Source organism: Vibrio crassostreae 9ZC13 (assembly GCF_000272045.2).
In the GTDB taxonomy this organism is placed as follows: domain Bacteria; phylum Pseudomonadota; class Gammaproteobacteria; order Enterobacterales; family Vibrionaceae; genus Vibrio; species Vibrio crassostreae_C.
In genome coordinates this window covers 161,951-182,288 of sequence record NZ_AJYZ02000040.1, presented here as the reverse complement: position 1 = coordinate 182,288, position 20,338 = coordinate 161,951, and the positions used below count along the sequence as shown (strand labels likewise).

19 protein-coding genes are annotated in these 20,338 nt (G+C 45.2%); 4 read left to right on the top strand and 15 right to left on the bottom strand.

All coding sequences use genetic code 11. The annotated features are described in order from the left end of the window. Window positions 1–220 precede the first annotated feature (220 nt). The 4 genes from A136_RS13410 to A136_RS13395 all read right to left on the bottom strand — a co-directional run bounded on the left by A136_RS13410 (window position 221) and on the right by A136_RS13395 (window position 3,086). Complete coding sequence (locus A136_RS13410) at window positions 221–709, bottom strand: DUF2489 domain-containing protein (protein WP_017060164.1); 489 nt, start codon at window positions 707–709, stop codon at window positions 221–223. Between the two features lie 6 nt (window positions 710–715). Continuing rightward, window positions 716–1,273: a Der GTPase-activating protein YihI gene (gene yihI / locus A136_RS13405; RefSeq protein ID WP_017060163.1), complete on the bottom strand. Its 558-nt coding sequence runs from the start codon at window positions 1,271–1,273 to the stop codon at window positions 716–718. Then, a complete protein-coding gene (locus A136_RS13400) occupies window positions 1,273–1,911 on the bottom strand; it encodes a class I SAM-dependent methyltransferase (RefSeq protein WP_010433503.1) in 639 nt (212 codons plus the stop codon). Before A136_RS13400 ends, yihI begins: the two co-directional genes overlap by 1 nt. A gap of 557 nt (window positions 1,912–2,468) precedes the next feature. Further along, entirely contained in the window at window positions 2,469–3,086 is a 618-nt protein-coding gene (locus tag A136_RS13395) for a c-type cytochrome (protein WP_012602993.1), read from the bottom strand. A gap of 148 nt (window positions 3,087–3,234) precedes the next feature. Between A136_RS13395 and yihA the strand changes: the two genes are divergently transcribed. After that, window positions 3,235–3,894 carry a ribosome biogenesis GTP-binding protein YihA/YsxC gene (gene yihA, locus A136_RS13390; protein WP_017063056.1) on the top strand — a complete coding sequence of 220 codons (660 nt, stop codon included), beginning with the start codon at window positions 3,235–3,237 and terminating at the stop codon, window positions 3,892–3,894. 218 nt (window positions 3,895–4,112) lie between these two features. Further along, window positions 4,113–4,712: a GTP-binding protein gene (locus A136_RS13385; RefSeq protein ID WP_017060161.1), complete on the top strand. Its 600-nt coding sequence runs from the start codon at window positions 4,113–4,115 to the stop codon at window positions 4,710–4,712. 507 nt (window positions 4,713–5,219) lie between these two features. On the opposite strand, the gene polA is transcribed toward A136_RS13385, so the two are convergent. From polA to hemB, 3 genes are all read right to left on the bottom strand, one after another. After that, window positions 5,220–8,018, bottom strand: a complete 2,799-nt coding sequence (gene polA, locus A136_RS13380) for a DNA polymerase I (RefSeq protein ID WP_017063055.1) — start codon at window positions 8,016–8,018, stop codon at window positions 5,220–5,222. 680 nt (window positions 8,019–8,698) lie between these two features. Next, on the bottom strand, window positions 8,699–9,133 hold the full coding sequence (locus A136_RS13375; protein ID WP_017063054.1) for a GNAT family N-acetyltransferase: 435 nt from the start codon (window positions 9,131–9,133) through the stop codon (window positions 8,699–8,701). 76 nt (window positions 9,134–9,209) lie between these two features. Next, window positions 9,210–10,253: a porphobilinogen synthase gene (hemB, locus tag A136_RS13370; RefSeq protein ID WP_017060158.1), complete on the bottom strand. Its 1,044-nt coding sequence runs from the start codon at window positions 10,251–10,253 to the stop codon at window positions 9,210–9,212. Between the two features lie 208 nt (window positions 10,254–10,461). Between hemB and A136_RS13365 the strand changes: the two genes are divergently transcribed. Next, the gene (locus A136_RS13365; RefSeq protein ID WP_017063053.1) at window positions 10,462–11,223 is read left to right on the top strand and encodes a TatD family hydrolase; all 762 of its coding nucleotides are present in this window, start codon (window positions 10,462–10,464) and stop codon (window positions 11,221–11,223) included. Between the two features lie 288 nt (window positions 11,224–11,511). Here the strand turns inward: A136_RS13365 and tatC are convergent, their stop codons facing one another. The 7 genes from tatC to rmuC form a co-directional block, all read right to left on the bottom strand. Further along, window positions 11,512–12,267, bottom strand: coding sequence for a twin-arginine translocase subunit TatC (tatC, locus tag A136_RS13360; RefSeq protein WP_017060156.1), 756 nt, complete (start codon window positions 12,265–12,267; stop codon window positions 11,512–11,514). A gap of 148 nt (window positions 12,268–12,415) precedes the next feature. Beyond that, window positions 12,416–12,823: a Sec-independent protein translocase protein TatB gene (gene tatB, locus A136_RS13355; RefSeq protein ID WP_017060155.1), complete on the bottom strand. Its 408-nt coding sequence runs from the start codon at window positions 12,821–12,823 to the stop codon at window positions 12,416–12,418. A gap of 3 nt (window positions 12,824–12,826) precedes the next feature. Further along, window positions 12,827–13,081: a Sec-independent protein translocase subunit TatA gene (tatA, locus tag A136_RS13350; protein ID WP_017060154.1), complete on the bottom strand. Its 255-nt coding sequence runs from the start codon at window positions 13,079–13,081 to the stop codon at window positions 12,827–12,829. 53 nt (window positions 13,082–13,134) lie between these two features. After that, entirely contained in the window at window positions 13,135–14,769 is a 1,635-nt protein-coding gene (gene ubiB / locus A136_RS13345; RefSeq protein ID WP_017063052.1) for a ubiquinone biosynthesis regulatory protein kinase UbiB, read from the bottom strand. Then, entirely contained in the window at window positions 14,766–15,371 is a 606-nt protein-coding gene (locus tag A136_RS13340; RefSeq protein ID WP_017063051.1) for a ubiquinone biosynthesis accessory factor UbiJ, read from the bottom strand. The genes ubiB and A136_RS13340 overlap by 4 nt, the downstream gene beginning before the upstream one ends. A gap of 98 nt (window positions 15,372–15,469) precedes the next feature. Beyond that, window positions 15,470–16,249 (bottom strand): bifunctional demethylmenaquinone methyltransferase/2-methoxy-6-polyprenyl-1,4-benzoquinol methylase UbiE, encoded by a 780-nt coding sequence (ubiE, locus tag A136_RS13335; RefSeq protein WP_029235100.1) that lies wholly within the window; start codon window positions 16,247–16,249, stop codon window positions 15,470–15,472. 65 nt (window positions 16,250–16,314) lie between these two features. After that, the gene (gene rmuC, locus A136_RS13330; RefSeq protein ID WP_017063049.1) at window positions 16,315–17,847 is read right to left on the bottom strand and encodes a DNA recombination protein RmuC; all 1,533 of its coding nucleotides are present in this window, start codon (window positions 17,845–17,847) and stop codon (window positions 16,315–16,317) included. A gap of 138 nt (window positions 17,848–17,985) precedes the next feature. On the opposite strand from rmuC, the gene A136_RS13325 reads away from it, so the two are divergent. Beyond that, window positions 17,986–18,894 carry a DMT family transporter gene (locus A136_RS13325; protein ID WP_017063048.1) on the top strand — a complete coding sequence of 303 codons (909 nt, stop codon included), beginning with the start codon at window positions 17,986–17,988 and terminating at the stop codon, window positions 18,892–18,894. A gap of 136 nt (window positions 18,895–19,030) precedes the next feature. Here the strand turns inward: A136_RS13325 and A136_RS13320 are convergent, their stop codons facing one another. Next, entirely contained in the window at window positions 19,031–20,224 is a 1,194-nt protein-coding gene (locus A136_RS13320; protein WP_029235099.1) for an NAD(P)/FAD-dependent oxidoreductase, read from the bottom strand. Window positions 20,225–20,338 lie beyond the last annotated feature (114 nt).

The following is a 20,338-nucleotide window of genomic DNA, read 5'->3' as shown; positions in this document are numbered from 1 at the left end:
AATATAGACGGGTTATTTTGCCACACGACCTGTAAGGTCGTTCCAAGACAAAATCAATTTTTTAGACAAAAACTCAGAACTGCTAGCTTGATCACTAACAAAGCGTCGGGATTAACGAGACGCAAAAGGTAAGAAGGCTCATTTAACACTATCTATAAAGATAAGGTGTCTCAAGAACACCCTGTATTAAACAAGCCTCTATTTTAAATAGTCTTAGCGACTAGATCATCTGAATGTTGATTTGGTTGTTGAGAGGTTTAACCTTCTCTTGCAACCTTTTCAGATCTTCAATGACCGCATCATTCAAGCGAGTCTCTGCCTTATGGCGCGTGAGATTCTGCTGCATGCGCTCTTTCTTCGTCAGTTCCTGTCTTGCCTCTCCGCGAGCCATATCTTTTACGATATGGTACAGCTCAGAAAGAGCAGGATACTCAGAATCAAAATCGACACGCTCATCACCCTGAACATTATCCATAATGATACACACTCGGATACTGATCTCAGGTAAGTCACATTGCCCTTGAATGCCCGCTAAGCACAAAGTATTTACGTTTTCGTAAATCGTCGCGTTGCGTTTTTCAATGGCTAGTGCTTGATGCTGCTTTTGCAACTCCGTCTGCTTCTTCACTTGAAGTAGAAGGTAACCTGCGTAAGAGCCCAAGCCGAGAATGATAATTCCACCAGCAATTGCTAATAAGGTTACGTTCACTGGCTATTAACCTTTAAAGCTGTCTAAATCGAAATCTTCGAATTGAGATAGCAAGTCTTCGTCAGAGCTCGCTTTCTTCTTAGAGGCAACCGGTGCTTCTTCGAAGATCTCTTCTTCATCGTCTTCTGGCTCTAGTAGACCTAAGCGTCCCATTAGGTGTTCGATACGATCAAGTTTCTCATCAACAAACTTCTGTAGACCAGCACCTAGGTTTTCACCATTTTCGATACGATCTAGGAGTGTGTTCAGTTGAGCGTCATTCTCAAGCATCTCTAACTCTTGTTCGTTAGATAGCTTGCGCTCTTGTTTAGTCGGCTTCTTCGCTGGTTCAACGATCAGCGGAATTTTTTTCTTGCTGCCTAAACGTGGATCACGAGCTTGTGCAGCTTTACGCTGTTTTGCTTCGCTACCATCTGAGTGACGGCTGCCAGACTTAAGGCCTTTACGCTTTTTAACACGCTTACGTTCACGACCTTCAACATCAGATTCACTACGGTTACGAGTAACCATAGGCTCCGGAGCGCCAAGTGCTCCCGGCTTTCTTGATTTCTTACTACGACCCATTACTGCACTTTCCTCAGTAAAATTACATCATTTCCAAAAAATTCTAGTTCGAGCTTATCCCGCTCTGCCAAAAACTGGAATGTTTGACGACTAAAGAAGACGACATGTGTCGGGTCATTCTTGTAGTGCCAACCAGCAAACGCGTCTACGTCTATTACTAGTTTAGTCATAAGACCAATCCAGCCCTTGGGTTTAACTAAATTCAACCATTGCTGCCACACTTTGTCTGGGTGATAAAGATGCTCTATCACCTCCGTGGCAGTCATAAAGTCATACGTTTTTTCCAACACAGAGGGTTCTGGGTGGTAATAGATATCGTACAACTCCATGGTGTGTCCGGCTTCTTCTAACATAATAGATAGCGTAGGGCCTGGGCCACAACCAAAATCCAACCCGTGTGAGTTAGATGAAATTTTGTCTGTTAGTGGATCCGCGATGCGAGATAAAAAGCGGCGATAGCCTGCATCACTAGGATCGTTCTCATGGAGATCATAGTGTGCTTTTTCTTCTTTTGCTTCTAACCTTTGTTCAGGTTTAACAAATACCAGTTCACATTGCTGACACTGCAGATAGGCTCTGCGTTTGTCTTCAAAATAGTGATTCACGCCTTGGTGATGGCATAAGGGACAAGTATACATAGCACATCCTTAAACAGGGATGCGAAACATACCAGAAACTGAGTTTATAGTGGAGAGGTATTGGGTGTTTTTTCATCAAATCAATAAAAAAAGCGATAGGAAAACCTATCGCTCTCTAAATCTGCCTATATCGGCCAAAATTTGCATACTCAACTTGGTACACAAATCTCCATTTGTTATTGGTGCTTTCCATGCCAAATTTGTTTGTTGTTCATCGTCCTGATGAGTTTTGGCTATCCTTTTCTAACACCTTGTTGCTGGGCTGTCCTAGCCTGATCCATTTCTGTCTATACCGTTAGACTAGATGATCATCCATATCTAAGTCAGCTCCTAGCTGATGGCGGTTACTTTACCGTGTTACAAAAAGACTACAAGAGTGCGACTTCACACTTTTGTACACAAATCGATCACACATTGATAAATCAGACATAAACACAAAACGCATTAATAAAACCAATACAAAAGAAAACGCCCCGACCATTACTGATCGGGGCGTCTCTTCAATCTCGCTCGAACGTACATTCCTTTACTCTGGCTAAGAGCAAGAAACCGACAAATTAGTGTAAACCACCAACGTACTTCGATAAGGTATCAATATCAGCGTCTGTTAACTTTTTAGCTACATCACGCATCATCGCATTCATGTCGTTATTACGGTCACCATCGCGGAATTTTTCAAGTTGAGCCTTGATGTAATCTGCGTGCTGACCTGAAATCTTAGGGAAACCAGAAAGTTCGGTACCATTACCACGAGGGCCATGACAAGCAATACACGCCGTTACGCCGCGTTCTGCGTTACCCGCTGTGTAAAGAACCTTACCTTCATCTACTACATTTTCAGGAGTAGAGTTACTAGAGATAGGTAGAGAGGCGTAGTATGCCGCTAGGTCAGCCATATCTTCTTCAGATAAAGGCATCGCCATTGCACCCATTACAGGTTCGTAACGACCTTGCTTACCACCACTTGTCATACCTAGCTTAAGCTCTTTTAACTGCTTCTCTAGATACTTCTCATGTTGACCAGCCAGCTTAGGGTACTGAGTGATCAGGCTGTTGCCGTCAGCACCGTGGCAGGCAACACATGTTTGTGATTTGGCTTTACCAGCTTCAATACTACCTTGAGCCCATACTGAGCAGCTGGCTAAAAGACTCAAAATTAGCGCTAATTTCTTCATGACATTCCATTATAATTATCAAGCTTCCAGTACCACTCTATGTTGCCACTCATGGTACAATAGGCGACCTTATGCCGAGCACGGTTATTTTACACAAATTCACAAAAAAGTAATCAATCGACTACACAAAGTCGAGATGGAGTTAACAGTGAGCGTAAAAATTCATTATCAAAACACGCATTTCATTACCAGTGCACCTGATATTCGTCATTTACCAGAAGACGAAGGGATCGAAATTGCGTTTGCAGGACGCTCCAATGCTGGTAAATCTAGCGCGCTAAATCGCGTTACAAACCAAAAAAGCTTGGCGAAAACCAGTAAAACACCCGGTCGAACTCAGCTAATCAACCTATTTAAGGTAACGGACGGTTGTCATATCGTCGATTTACCTGGATATGGCTTTGCTCAAGTACCACTTGAGATGAAGAAAAAATGGCAGAAGTCGCTAGGTGAATACCTACAACGACGTGAAAGCCTGAAAGGTTTAGTGGTATTGATGGATATCCGTCACCCAATGAAAGACCTTGACCAACAAATGATCTACTGGGCTATCGATAGCCGCATCCCAGTACAGGTTTTGTTAACAAAAGCAGACAAACTGAAAAGTGGTGCGCGTAAAGCACAGCTACTGAAAATCCGTAACGATGCAAAATCTTTCGGTGGTGATGTTGCGGTTGATGTCTTCTCTTCAATGAAGGGCATCGGCGTTGACCAACTGCGTGCCAAGATGGATGAGTGGTTTGCGCCTGCGCTTGCTGATCAAATCATTGATGAGTTAGCAGACGAAGAGAACAACGACTCAGAGTAGTTCCTCTACTTATCGCTATAGGTTAGAGCACTTACAACACGTGATTTAGCCTTATCAATGCCCCTCCTTATATAGGTGGGGTATTTTTTTGCCCAAAAATGAGTGAGTTAAGCATAAGTTTTTAGTGTTAAAAATCGGATTTAGCCACTAAAACCAATAGAAGTGAACCATACTAAAAGACACATCTAAATAATCAGAACAATGAGAAAGGAATACTCATGTGGAAAACACCATTGGCCATCATTGCACTTATGTTGGTCTCACTGACAGGGTTTGCCTCTGAAGCAGAACAAGAACAAGCCCCACTGATCAATGTCGATATGACCTTAGACCTCGATGGCATGGAAAAGTACGCCCAAGACGCGAGTGAGTCTCTTGAGGTGATATCGCAATCTTTGCAAGCGATAGTCAACAACCCCAACCTAAGCGACGACCAGCAACAAGCCCTCAATCAAACGGTTGAAAGTATCAATAAGCTTGCGAGCTCCACCAAGACATCACTCAATCAACTGCCACAAGCCTTAGACCAATCTCGACTCGCCTTTAAACAAACCAGTCAAATGCTGTTGGATGACATTCAGACCAAGATCATCATTGCGCTGGCGGCCGTTATCGCTGTCATTATTATAGCTTTGACCGCTATCTATCTGCTTATCCTGAAACCCATGCAGCAAACCTTGGTAAAAGCGACCAACAATATCTCTTCGATGGCACAATCCATCCAGATCACCGCCGAAGCACTGAAATACAGCACCGAGAAACAACAGAAAATCATGGATTACATTGAGCATTCACCGACTCAATACACTGATAAATAAGGCGTGATCCATCAATCCTTTATCGATAACTTGTAAAATAAAAGTTATTTCAAGTGATAAAACAATCGACTTAGAGACGGATTTAAATTACCAAAAGCTGATCGAATTTCAGATCTAAGGCAAATCAGGGGTTTATCACTGTGCTTGAGAAAGTGTAATAAAAGGCACTAAAAATAAGAGGTTTTACGGGGGAATGATAGGTTGGAAATATTTTTCTTTCGCACAAGAAAAAACGCCCCAGTCAAATACTGACTGGGGCGGCTGAATCAGCCTAATCCAATAACGTGAAACAAAAGGTCTGAAAGATAGAACATCTTACCTCTGTACCCTACGAGATTTAATGTACAACAATTGCTCAGAAATGAAAACAACTTTTGTAGTTTTTTTTCATGAATGTTTTATTAAAACACCTAAATTCTTATTACGACTTAACTTTATTTGAGACAAAAAAAAGCCAGTGTTTGTGCACTGGCTCATACTAATTTGCTTATTAAGGTCAAAAACTGATTAGTGGGCTTGATCCCAGTTGTCACCGTGGCCAGCTTCCGCGACAAGCGGCACTTCTAGCTCTGCAGCGGATTCCATCAATTCTTGTACTTTACTTTCAATTTCGGCTAAAGATGACTCTTCCACTTCAAACACCAATTCATCGTGTACCTGCATAAGCAGTTTTACACGACCATCGCCTTCCGCTTGAATCCACTCATCCACCAACAACATCGCTTTCTTAATGATGTCCGCTGCTGTGCCTTGCATTGGCGCATTGATCGCCGCGCGTTCAGCAGCTTTACGACGCATGCCATTACGAGATTGAATCTCAGGAAGGTGCAGTCGACGACCGTAAATGGTTTCAACGAAGCCTTGCTCTGAAGCAGCACTGCGCGTGTCTTCCATATACTGCATTACGCCAGGGTAACGCTCGAAGTAAGTGTCCATGTAGTGCTGTGCTTCGCCACGAGGAATACCCAGTTGCTTAGCCAAGCCAAAGGCACTCATACCGTAGATAAGACCGAAGTTAACGGCTTTAGCACGACGACGTTGTTCAGTGGTCACACTCTCAATATCAACACCAATGATCTCAGCAGCCGTTGCCGCGTGGATATCTTTGCCTTGTTGGAATGCTTCCAGAAGCGCTTTATCACCCGAAAGGTGCGCCATGATACGCAATTCAATTTGAGAGTAATCGACCGCTAGAATCTTCCAACCATGTTGTGCAACGAATGCTTGGCGGATACGACGGCCTTCTTCATTACGAATTGGGATGTTCTGCAGGTTTGGATCTGTTGAAGACAATCGACCCGTTGCTGTCACCGCTTGGTGATAAGACGTATGAACACGACCCGTTTCAGCGTTGATCATCTTCGGTAGTTTATCTGTGTAGGTCGACTTTAGTTTCGCAAGGCCACGATACTCAATGATCAGCTTAGGTAGCGGGTAATCAAGAGCCAACTCTTGCAGCACTTCTTCGTTGGTTGAAGGTGCACCTGATGGCGTTTTCTTGATAACAGGCAGACCCATTTTCTCAAACAGGATCGCTTGCAGCTGTTTTGGCGAGTTCATGTTGAACTCTTGCTCTGCAATCTCGTAGGCTTTCTGTTCTAGCTCATCCAATCGAACCGCAATCTCTTGCGATTGAGCGCCCAGCAACATGTCATCGATGAATACGCCGGTACGTTCAATGCGAGACATTACAGGGATCAGTGGTACTTCGATTTCTTCATAGATGGCTTTTAGCTTTTCATCTTGCTCAATGTTTTCCATCAAACGGTTATGAAGACGTAAAGTCACGTCAGCATCTTCTGCTGCGTATGGAGACGCTTCACCCAGCTCAATCTGGTTGAAAGTAAGCTGCTTCTTACCTTTACCTGCGATTTGCTCAAATGAGATGCAGCTGTGCTGAAGGAAACGCAGCGCTAGGCTGTCCATATCATGCTTGCCGCCAACGCTATTAAAAACATAAGACGCTAGCATGGTGTCGTGCTTGATGCCTTTCATCTCGATACCGTAGCGCGCTAAAACGCTCATATCGTACTTCAGGTTTTGACCGACTTTAGCCTGTGCGTCATCTTCAAGAATCGGCTTAAGCTGTTCAAGTACCCAATCACGGTCGAGTTGTTGAGGTGCATCTAGGTAATCATGGGCAACCGGTACGTAAGCGGCAACGCCTTCTTCGGTTGCGAATGATAGACCAACAAGGTTAGCCACCATGTAGTCCAAGCTATCTGTTTCAGTATCAAAGGCAAACACCTCTGACGCTTTCAGTTTCTCTAGCCACGCATTAAAAGAGGCTTCATCTAAGATGGTTTCGTAGTTGCTGCGATCAATCGTCACTGCAGAGGTGTTCATTTCTACGGTAGAAGTGGTTGATGCCGTGCTGCTGCGCACTGCACCCGACTTCTCATCCGCCTCAACCACACCGCTGCCGCCTTCAAGTAGCTCGTTCAACCAAGATTTGAAGACCAGTTGACCGTATAGCTTAATCAGCTCATCCGTATTTGGTTGTGCTTTTACAAGCGACTCAGGTGTCTCTTCTAACTCGACGTCCAGTTTGATCGTTGCAAGCTCGTAAGACATCTCAGCGTTGTCTTTATTATCAATCAGCTTCTTAGCCATGGTTTTTGAACCACGGAAGCCAAGAGCGGCAATATCATCCAGGTTTTGATACAGCTTTTCGATGCTACCAATGCCTTGTAGTAGAGCAGTTGCTGTTTTGTCACCAACACCTGGAACGCCAGGAATGTTATCCACTTTATCGCCCATCAGTGCAAGGTAGTCGATAATCAGCTCAGGTGGGATGCCAAACTTCTCTATCACGCCTTCGCGATCCATAACCACGTTGGTCATGGTGTTGATCAAAGTAACGTTGTCATCAACCAGCTGCGCCATATCTTTATCGCCAGTACTGATCAAAACCGGCATGCCCGCTTTAGATGCTTGAGAAGCTAGCGTACCAATCACATCATCCGCTTCAACGCCTGGGATCGAGATAAGTGGTAGACCCATTGCGCGAATCACGTTGTGCAAAGGTTCGATCTGACAACGTAGATCATCCGGCATAGGTGGACGATTAGCCTTGTACTCTGGGTACATGTCATCACGGAACGTCTTTCCTTTTGCATCAAAAATAACCGCAATACGATCAGAAGCAAATTGACGCATCATGCTGCGCAGCATGTTAACTACACCGTAAACCGCGTTAGTCGGGATATCACCATTGCTCATGGTGCCAGGGTAAGCATGAAACGCGCGATATAGGTAAGAAGAGCCATCGATCAGAATCAATGGATTATCAGGAATACGAGCCATAATGTTTGTGTATCCAGTAAGTACAGAAATTATCTGTTAAGAATGCCACGTCTGTTGGTTGGATTCCACGTTGTCGATCTGTATCCGTTCACTCGGTTGTGTTCGTTATAATCGATTTGTTGTTATTTTTTGTTCTTAGACGCAAGCGTTCTGTGGATAACTCTGTTTATATTATTTATCCACCCTGTTGAGAACTACGGTGAACAACTCAAAAAACACCAATAAACAACTGAAAATAAAGAATAATTTTACAGATCGAACAGATGATCAACGATCTTTTCTCGATCTTGCGTTGTGGAAAAGAATGCTGATGGCGTTTTATTCATAAAAATACGTGCCACTAAATATGCATCTTGTTGAAATGGTAGGTATAAAAAAAAGCGACACCCGAAGATGTCGCCTAGCAAAAACCGGTAAAGCCATTCAAATTGAATACCACAGCTTTACCTAAAAGCTATAAATTACACTGGAAGCAATGTGAGCAATGTCGTGTCAAAAAGAACTTAGTACAAGTTCGCGAGAATTCTGTTGGGTAACCAAGTAGATACTTGAGTACTTAACATCCTTGTGAACATTTCCTCATTCCCTAAGACGAAGTTAATAATAATGATTCTCATTTAATAGTCAACAATTAAATGAGAATAAATCTCATTTAATTTATAAACCGTTAACAGCAGTGCTTAAATTTGCTTCAAAAAATGGATTCTATGGTCATTAATGTCTTCTTTTTCTTCAAATCTTTCGATTAGGTAACCGTTTCTCAATAACAGGCGCAACATTGCAGGGAACTGGTTACGAGACTTAACCTTTAACTGTCTGTAGCCCTGCTCTTTCGCCCACTGTTCCTGAACGTCTAATTGCGCCTGTGCAACGCCTTTGTTCCTCGCGAGCGGTGACACGCCACCAAACCAGCTGTAAAAAGTATCTTGATCCAATTCATAGCCGATCTTAAAGCCAAGCAACACGCCAGCTTCTTCAGCCACTAAGATAAGGCTCTTTTTCCCTGCCAGCCGCTCTGACAGAGAAGCGACACTCTCTTTTTTAGCGAACTCAGAGATCTGCTCGACCACAGACACCACTTCTTCTAAAGAACCTTCACGTACGACAACTGACATCTTATTCATCCTTATAAACGAAAGGGCTGGCACAATGGCCAACCCTTTACTGATCACTTAAGTGAGATCTACACGGTTACTTTTCTTTTAAATGCTCAGCAGCTTGTGCGTTATCTTCAGCAAGCCACTCTGCGACATCTTTAGCGAAGTAAGTAAGAATGCCATCAGCGCCAGCACGCTTAAAGCACAACAGTGATTCCATGACGGTTTCGCGCTCTTTCAGCCAGCCGTTTTGAATCGCCGCTTTGTGCATCGCGTATTCACCAGATACTTGGTAAGCAAACGTAGGCGCTTGCAGTTCGTGCTTAACACGACGAACAATATCAAGGTAAGGCATGCCTGGTTTCACCATCACCATGTCCGCACCTTCATTAAGATCCATCGCGACTTCATGAATCGCTTCATCGCTGTTGGCTGGATCCATCTGGTAGTTCTTCTTGTTACCACCTTTCAGGTTCGAAGCACTGCCAACTGCATCACGGAATGGGCCGTAGTAGCACGATGCATATTTTGCAGAGTACGCCATAATCTGAGTATGAATATGGCCCGCTTCTTCTAACGCTTCACGGATCTTACCAATGCGACCATCCATCATATCCGATGGGGCAACTACGTCAGCACCCGCTTCAGCGTGTGATAATGCTTGCTTGATCAAGACTTCAGTCGTCTCGTCATTCATCACGTAACCATCTTCATCGATGATGCCGTCTTGGCCGTGAGTGGTGAACGGGTCTAGTGCTACGTCAGTAATAACGCCAATGTTTGGCACATGCTCTTTTAGTAAACGTACAGCGCGCTGCACCAAACCTTCTGAGTTATGAGCTTCAGCTGCGCATAAACTTTTAGCATCTTGGTTCACGACTGGAAATAGAGCAATCGCAGGAACACCCAGCTTTGACAGGTAATCTGCTTCCTCAAGCATGTAGTCGATCGACAAGCGTTCAACACCTGGCATTGACTCGACAGGCTCGCGGCGGTCTTTACCCATCAGGATAAACATTGGGTAGATTAGATCATCCACAGACAATTGATTTTCTGCCATTAGGCGACGGCTAAAGTCGTGCTTACGCATACGGCGCATACGGCGACCTGGGAATTGACCTTGAATTGAAACAGACACTAGATTCTCCTTGCCTAGTCTAAGCACCGAAATACTTAGATATGAAAAGTGCTAAATACAGGCAAAAGCATATCACTGATGGCTCAGGACGCTAGCAGTAAAATATGAAACCCACTCAAAAATAGGGATAAATGGCAAAAAATGACCTTCTCCTCACACTGCCGTATACTCATGACAACTCAGTAAAGACCGCTTTCAGGACAAAACAATGATCGACACCCATGCTCATATTTACGCTAGTGAATTCGATGAAGACCGCGAACAAGTTGTGCAGCGCGCACTGGCTCAAGGGATTGATACCATTCTATTGCCGAACATCGATTTAGAATCTATCGAACCAATGTTAGCAACGGAAGCGCAGTTTCCTGATGTGTGCCGTTCAATGATGGGCTTACACCCTTGTTATGTGGATGCGAATATCGAGCAAACCCTCAAAACCATTCGAGCTTGGTTTGATAAGCATGACTTTATCGCGGTGGGTGAGATTGGTATCGACTTGTACTGGGATAAAACCTTCAAGGCTGAACAAGAGATGGCGTTTGTGACTCAACTGCAGTGGGCAAAAGAGCTTGATCTACCTGTGGTGATCCACACTCGTGATTCCATTGAAGAGACACTTGCCCTACTTCGTAAAGAACAAGATGGCAGCTTACGCGGGGTATTCCACTGCTTTGGTAGCAGCTTAGAGGAAGCTCAAGCGATCAACGAGCTAGGCTTTCATTTAGGTTTAGGCGGCGTTTCGACCTTTAAGAACTCTGGGATGGACAAGGTGATCCCACATCTCGATATGGATTACGTCATTCTAGAGACAGATTGCCCATACTTGGCACCAACACCGAATCGCGGTAAACGCAATGAACCAGCCTACACAGAATTAGTAGCAAAACGCATCGCCGAATTACGCGGAATTACCCTTGAAGAAGTCGAAAACATAACCACCAAAAATGCTAAGGCATTGTTTAATTTATGACAAATCTATTAATAAGTAATTATTACGGATTTTTCCTGAATTTATTTGAGAAAGCTAAGTGACATGTATAGTATCAACCACCTGCATATGGAGGTAGTTGATTATGTGTGACCATTCACAACACTTACAACGTCAACATCGAACCCTATGGCATAAAATTTTGGGCATCAAAGAGCTCTATATATGTCAGAACTGTGGCTATCAGTTAAAGATTCGATAAACAGACATAATAAAAAAGCGGCCCTAGGCCGCTTTTTTATTATGTGATTTTTACTGAAGCATTCCGAATCAAGATTCAGCTTCTTCCTCTTCATCCGCATCTGGCTTACGCGTATAAAAGCGTGCGAAAAACAGACCAATCTCAAACAGAATACACATTGGAATCGCCAACAGTGTTTGCGAGATCATATCTGGTGGTGTCAGCATCATACCGATGATGAAAGCACCCACCACAATGTAAGGACGCTTTTCAGACAGAGATTGAGGCGTTGTTGCCCCCGTCCAACACAACAAGATAATCGCAACAGGCACTTCAAAGGCAATACCAAAAGCAAAGAACAGCGCGAGTACAAAATCAAGATAGCTTGAGATGTCGGTTGCGAACTCTACTCCCCCTAATGATATGGCCGTAAAAAAGCCAAATACCAACGGGAATACAATAAAGTAAGCGAACGCCACACCACAGTAAAACAGCAATGAACTTGAAGCCAATAGCGGCATGATCAAGCGTTTTTCATGCTTGTATAAACCCGGAGCAACAAAAGCCCACACCTGATACAAAATAAACGGAACCGCGAGGAATATAGACGCGATCAAGGTTAATTTCAGCGGTGTGAAAAATGGCGATGCAACATCGGTTGCGATCATCGTCGCCCCTTCCGGTAGACGATCTACCAAAGGTGCTGATACGAATTCATAAATATCATTAGCAAAATAAATTAGCCCGACAAATATCACTAGCACCGCGACAATCGCACGTAGTAGGCGATTACGTAGTTCTAGAAGGTGGCTAATTAAAGGCTGTGTCTGCTCAGTCGAAGACATGTCAAACCTCTTAAACAGGAAGATCGAAAAGGAGCCGCGCGTGTATCTATCCAGTTGAATTGGTATCCACTTGAATAGTTATTTACTTGAATAGATATCTATTTAAACATCTAGCGAATCAAGTATCCGGCGACTCCTCCTTGCGAGACTATTCGGCTTTCTTATCTGACGGTGCTGAAGCTTCACTGTTGACCTGAATGGTTTCAGATTCCACAGTTTCCATGACACTAGGTTTAGTCTCACTTGGCTTATCAGACTCAGGCTTAGCATACGGACGTTGAACCTCAGCAGCGGCCTGCTTGAGTTCATCGACTGACGCTTTAAGGTCTGGAGATAAATCTTCCATACCCATTTTTTCCGCCTTGCGTAGGTTTTCTTGCAGCTCTTGCACCTTAAGCTCATGAGAAAGTTCATCTTTCACACTGTTTGCCATGCTTTTCGCTTGTCCAACAAACTTGGAAATACTGCGAATCGCCACGGGCAAACGCTCAGGCCCTAAAACCACTAACCCAACGACAGATATTAATACCAGTTCCCAAAAACCGATATCAAACACGATTTACGCCTGCTCTTTGTCTTTCTTTGTTTCAGCAGTTGTTTCAGCGTGAGCTTCTGTCTTCTGCTGTTCAATATTCTTTGGTTCGAAGTCTGCATCTTTCTTATCTGCAGGCTTGTCTTCATCGCTCATCGCTTTTTTGAAGCCTTTAACCGCTGAACCTAAGTCACCACCCATACCGCGCAGTTTCTTTGTTCCGAATAGCAAAATTACAATTACAGCAATGATTAGAAGTTGCCAAATACTGATACCACCCATTGTCATTGTCCTCGGGTCTGTCTACACATAAAAATATTAAGAGAGTCTACTGTCTAACGACGGTAAGCTCGCCAACTAAGCAACCAAAATGTGACACCTGCGATGCCACAGCCCATAGATAGCTGCTCATAAGGGCTTGAAACTAATATTGCGGAGCATACGACTAAAGTGGCTCCAACGCCAAACAAAAACTTTCCAGTTGCTTGCTGACGCTTACTATCTCGGTAACCTTGATAAAGCTGATCCATTCTGTGGTTCATCGCTTTACCTTGGCGCAAGCTGTCATAAAGTAGCTCTGGCAGCTCTGGCAGTTTTTCTGCCCAGAATGGCGCGCGCTCTTTTACTGCGTTGATCACAGCTTGCGGCCCCACCTGATTCATCATCCAGGTTTCAAGGAAAGGCTTGGCGGTTGCCCACAAATCAAGTTGCGGATACAACTGACGACCTAGGCCTTCCACATACAACAAGGTCTTCTGTAGAAGTACCAACTGAGGCTGAACCTCCATGTTGAAACGTCTTGCTGTATTAAATAAGTTTAGCAACACATGGCCAAATGAGATCTCGCCAAGTGGTTTTGCAAAGATTGGCTCACACACCATACGGATCGCGAACTCAAAATCATTGACGTTAGTGTCGTGTGGCACCCACCCCGAATCCACGTGCAGCTCGGCAACTTTACGGTAATCTCGATTGAAGAAAGCCAACAAGTTCTCTGCTAAATAGCGCTTATCTTCGCTGTTGAGCGTGCCGACAATGCCACAATCCAAACCAATCCACTGAGGGTTATCTGGATTCTCTGGGTTAACAAATACGTTGCCCGGGTGCATGTCTGCATGGAAAAAGCTGTCTCGGAATACTTGGGTAAAGAATACCGTCACACCGCGTTCCGCGAGCAATTTCATGTTGGTGCCGTTGGCTTCTAGCGTCTCAATATCGGAGACTTGAATACCGTAGATACGCTCTGACACCATCAGGGTTTCGCTGCTTAGATCAGGGATAACCTCTGGAACATACAGCTCTTCACTGCCTTCAAAATTACGTCGCAGTTGAATGGCATTGGCCGCCTCACGGCGCAGGTCTAGTTCATCAATTAACGTTTTTTCGTACTCGTGAACGACCTCAACCGGTTTCAAACGACGTGCTTCAGGAAGCGACTTAGCGACTATACGCGCCATTCGGTGCATCAGTTTTAGATCTGCATCAATCACCGGGCGAATATCAGGGCGAATTACCTTCAGAACAATCTCGCGGCCGCTCTCTTTAAGCTTTGCCGTATGCACCTGAGCGATAGAAGCAGAAGCCAGTGGCTCGATATCAAAGTCGGTAAACCAGTTGTCTAAACTGCCACCCAACGCCTTTTCCATATCTTGCTTCGCCAGTTGACCATCAAACGGCGCAACTTGGTCTTGCAACAACGCCAACTGATCGGCGATATGAGGAGGGAACAGATCACGACGTGTCGACATCATCTGTCCAAACTTGATCCACACTGGACCAAGTTCTTGCAGCGCAAGGCGCAAGCGATGACCCAACTCTTTATCTTGATGCTTGTTCTTGAGCCAAAACAGTGACTTTCGCGCCAACAAAGGGGCTTTAGTCAGTTGGTGTTCCGGCATCAACTCATCAAGGCCGTATTCCAACTGTACCTTGATAATATGATAAAGACGTTTCAGTTCTGCTGGGGTCATGCTTTCTCCAACAGAGCGTTCAACTTAGCTTCAAGACGAGCAGCAGAGCTTTTTACGTCATCAACTTGGTCGCAAAAATGCGCGACTTCTAACGGTGCAGGTGCGATCTTCCACTCTTCAGTCAGAACTTGAGCAACATGGTTTTGATGCTTAGTCGCCTGTTTTGCCACAAAGCCACCGACGTTTTTAACGCCTTGCACCAAGGTATGCGCAACCACATCACCCGTTACGCGCGATAACCACTCTTCCAAATCAGGCTTGCAGTCTGTCATCAGCTGAGCAAATTTCTGTGCCAGTTGAATATCACCCTCTAAGATCAGCTTATCTTGCTTGATCAGCTTGGTGATGTTCGATTGCTCACGCAGTTCAGGTAACACCGATAGGTTCAAAGATAGGTAGCAGTCAGGCTGCCCTTCGTATTCTGACAACACATCAATCTGTTGGCTGAAAACGAAAGTGAGTGTTTTATTCAACTCTTTCAAATTGACTTGAATGATCTGCCCCTTTAAACGAGACAAACGACGAACCAGTGCTGGATCATCGTTCACGAAAGTATTTAAAGAGGTTTCAATAACCGCGGTTACCAATGGATCAAATGGCATGACTGTCCTTACCTTTGAAAACGGATAAGCCTTAACCTATCCGTTCTGTCTTTATTCTTATTGTTTAGCACGCCCTAAGAGCCTACTACCAAGTTCGACTAGAACTTGTAACCGCGGTGCAGCGCAACAATGCCGCCCGTTAGGTTGAAGTATTTAGTATTCTCGAAACCCGCGTCTTGCATCATGCCTTCCAAGGTTTCTTGGTTAGGGTGCATGCGGATTGATTCTGCAAGGTAACGATAGCTGTCTGCGTCGTTGGCAATCAGCTCACCCATTTTTGGCAACAGGTGGAAAGAGTAGGCATCGTAAACCTTTGATAGTGGCTCAAGCACTGGCTTAGAAAACTCAAGAACCAACAGACGGCCACCCGGCTTAAGTACGCGGTACATAGAACGCAGCGCTTGGTCTTTATCGGTTACGTTACGCAGACAGAAGCTGATCGTAATGCAATCGAAGTAGTTATCTGGGAATGGCAACTCTTCAGCGTTCGCTTGTACGTAGTGTACGTTGCCAACAATGCCGCTATCACGCAGCTTATCACGGCCAACATTCAGCATTGAGTTGTTGATATCAGCAAGAACCACGTGGCCTTTTTCACCAACGATACGCGAGAATTTCGCAGTAAGGTCGCCAGTACCACCACCAAGATCTAGGATACGCTGACCAGGGCGAACGCCACTGCAATCAATCGTGAATCGCTTCCACAAGCGGTGAACACCACCCGACATTAAGTCATTCATGATGTCGTATTTAGCGGCTACAGAGTGAAATACCTCTGCTACTTTCGCGACTTTTTCGTCTTTTGCGACTGTTTCGAAACCAAAGTGTGTGGTTTCTGACTCTACTGCTGAATTTGTCTGCACGCTTGTGTCCATAATGCTGTTATCTACCATGGTAAGTTCTCATCGACAGCACGCTCCGTGTTTAGAGGCGCTGCGGCCGATTAGTTTACTTTATCCTCAGCGGGTTGTCTTTCTACTAAGGAGGCATTTTCTGAAAAAGCCTCATTTTGCGCCATTTCGGCCAAACCAATCGAGATCGGTTTCTTCACTTCAACACCCAATTGCTTGAAGCTTTCGGCCTGACGAATCACGTTGCCTCGCCCTGTGACTAGCTTATTCATCGCCCCTTGATAACTTTGGTTTGCTCTATCAAGTGAGCTGCCAAGGCCTTCCATATCATCAACAAACAGGCGCAGCTTGTCGTAAAGCTTGCTCGCACGTTCTGCGATAACCTGTGCGTTCTGGTTCTGTCTGTCGTTACGCCACAGGTTATCAATGGTACGCAGTGCCACCAGCAAAGTGGTTGGGCTGACCAAGATGATATTTTGCTCCATCGCGTCTTTCACCAAGCTAGGATCCGCCTGAATCGCCACTTGGAATGCTGGTTCAACCGGGATAAACATCAACACGTAATCCAGACTCTGTATGCCTTTGAGCTGATGATAATCTTTCTGGCTCAAGCCTTTGATGTGCGCTCGCAGTGACACCAAGTGATCGCGCAATGCAGCATCGCGTTGCTGATCGGTTTCGGCATTGAAATAGCGTTCAAATGCCACCAGCGCCATTTTTGAATCGACCACCACTTGCTTGTCTTGTGGCAGATGCACAATCACATCCGGTTGATAACGCTTGCCCGCATCGTTTTGCAGGTTCACTTGCGTTTGGTATTCGTGGCCTTCGCGCAGTCCTGATTCAGCAAGCACGCGAGCCAGCACCACCTCGCCCCAGTTACCTTGTTGTTTGTTGTCACCCTTTAGCGCTTGAGTCAGGTTCACCGCTTCACGCGTCATACTCTCATTAAGACGCTGCAGGTTTTTAAGCTCATGCACCAAAGTATGACGCTCTTTGGCTTCTTGGCTGAAGCTGTCGTTAACCTGCTTTTTAAAACCTTCTAGCTGTTCTCTCAAAGGTGACAACAAACCTTCTAGGCTCTGCTTGTTCTGCTGATCAACCTTGGCGGTTTTGGTTTCAAACAGTTGATTCGCTAACAGTTCAAACTGCTGCTTAAGTCGTGATTCAGCTTGCTCTAGCAACTGCAGCTTTTCGCTATTGGCGAGGTTTTCTTGGTCATGCCTTGCTTCTTGCTCGCGCAGCTCGGCTTCTAATTCAGACTTATGATCTTTAAGCACATTGATCTCATCAGCGTACTGCTGGCGCTCTTGCTTTACCGCCTCAAAGTAGCGCAGTTTTTCCATTGCAGCCATCACCTTACCGTGCGCCTGCTTGAGCTCGAATGCCGCTTTGTCTCGGTCATCATCTAACTCATCGAGCTCTTGTTGCGCCTCTGCGAGTGATGCTTTGAGCTGAGCTTGCTGAGATTCATGCAACAAACGATCGGACTCTAGCTGCTGCTCGAGCAATCGCTGCTGAAAAGAGAGCTTCTGTTTAATCCACCAACCCACGACACCGCCGCTGACGAGCGCGCCAGAAATTGCAGCAATAAGCGTTGCCTGATGTTCGATAATCCATTGCATGATAATGATTTAGCCTAATTTGAAATAACTCATTAAATGGTATTTTGATACTGGATAAATGTCCAGTTTGCCGTATTAAAATTCGACAGATAGACTAGGCGCTCCGTATTCTGTCCCATCAAATTAGAATGAGTTACCATGAACGAACGTCGTGCCTTGGGCTTTGGCCTTTCCGCAGTACTGCTGTGGTCAACGGTCGCTACTGCTTTTAAGCTGACCCTTGCTGAGTTTTCACCGATTCAAATGCTGACCATTGCCAGTATTGTGTCGTCGATTGCGCTGATCGCAGTCTGCGCCTTTCAAGGTAAGCTCTCTCAGCTGAGTACAACGTTCCTTTCAAACCCTTGGTATTACCTGCTGCTCGGCTTGGTTAACCCATTGGCTTATTACCTGATTCTATTCAAAGCCTACGACCTGCTGCCCGCTTCTCAAGCTCAAGCCATCAACTACAGCTGGGCTATCACGCTAACCTTAATGGCGGCGGTTTTTCTGGGGCAAAAGATTCGTAAGCAAGATTGGATTGCGTGTACCTTCAGCTATGCGGGTGTGGTAGTTATTGCCACCAAAGGCGATGTGTTAGGCATGCAGTTCGATAGCCCACTCGGTGTGGCACTGGCGCTGCTTTCTACTCTGCTTTGGGCAGGATATTGGATTCTCAACACCAAAAACAAGGCTGACCCAGTGGTTGGCGTACTGCTTGGTTTCTTAGTGGCATTACCTTTCGCGATCGGTTTAACCCTTTTTGAAGGCGAGAGCTTTAGCCAAATCACAGCGAAAGGTTGGATGGCCGTAACTTATGTTGGCCTGTTCGAGATGGGCATTACCTTTGTCTTGTGGCTCTCGGCATTAAAACTGACCAACAACACGGCACGTATCAGCAACCTAATTTTTGCCTCGCCGTTTATCTCGTTGATGCTACTTTCCACTATTATCGGCGAAGAGATTCACCCAGCGACCCTGTTTGGCTTGGTACTGATCATTGCCGGCCTTGTTATCCAGCAGATCAAATGGGGAAAGAAGAAAAACAACCTCAGCCCTGAAAGTTAATGCCCAGAAAGATTAGGATTATCGCACTACGCGACTTCCCGAATTATCAACGATAACAAGCTTTGAATACAAAAATGGCGAGTCCTATGACTCGCCATTTTTATGTAATTTAAAATCTAATGGATAGGCTCAAAGCTTAAACCCACTGACCTGCTGCAAAGCCAGAACTCCAACACCATTGGAAATTATAGCCGCCTAACCAACCGGTTACGTCCATCACTTCACCAATGAAATAGAGGCCAGACACGCTCTTACATTCCATGGTTTTTGAAGATAGATGATTGGTGTCCACACCGCCTAGAGTCACTTCCGCTGTTCGGTAACCTTCCGTGCCGTTTGGCGCAATTTTCCAGTTCTCTAAATGCTCTACAATGTCATTCAGCTGTTTTTCATTGAACTGCTTGAGCGGCTTGTCTTCAAGCTCTTTGCGGTCAATCAGTACTTCTACAAAACGCTTTGGTAATGCTTTCGCTAAGGTGTTTTTCAGGCTCTGATTTGGGTGCTTCTCGCGAGAGTTAGCCAGCAGTTCAGCTACATCGACTTCTGGTACTAGATTAATCGAAACCGACTGACCCGCCTTCCAGAAAGAAGAGATTTGCAGTACCGAAGGACCCGATAGGCCGCGGTGGGTAAACAGCAACGCTTCTTTGAACAAGGTTCCGTCTTGCGCGGTGATCTCGGCAGGAATTGCGATACCAGAAAGCTCTGCGAAAGCTTCTTTATCTTCTTTATGTAGAGTGAATGGCACTAAGCCTGCGGTAGTTGGTATCACAGACAAACCAAATTGCTCGGCAATCTTATAGCCAAATGGCGTTGCGCCCAGCTTAGGCATCGACAAACCACCTGTCGCCACAACCAGTGAGTCACACTCAACTTCGTCGGTATTGAGGTGCATCTTGAAGCCAGCGTCTGTTTTTTCGATGGAGTGAACATCACAACGGTAGCGTTGTTCGACTTTCGCCTGCTTACACTCGTCAAGCAGCATGCTCACGATATCTTTTGCTGTGTGGTCATTCACACAGAACAACTGGCCGTGATCACGCTCTTCGAACTCAATACCGTACTTGCTCACCATCGAGATAAAATCCCAGTTGGTGTATTGAGATAAAGCTGACTTCACGAAGTGAGGGTTGTTACACAGGAAGTTGTTGGCTGAAACATCATAGTTAGTGAAGTTACAACGACCGCCACCTGAGATTAAAATTTTTCTGCCTGGTTTCTTTGCATGATCAACCACCAGCACTCGTCGGCCACGTTTACCCGCTTCCGCAGCACACATTAAGCCTGCGGCGCCCGCACCAATTACGATTACATCAAATTTTTCACTCATGTGGTTCTGCTTTTCTTCACTTTTGCAGCCCGAGTACACCCTGTTCTCGAAATGCCATCAATAAAAAAGGATGTGCATAAACAGCACATCCTTACTAATTGCTCGCTATTTTAG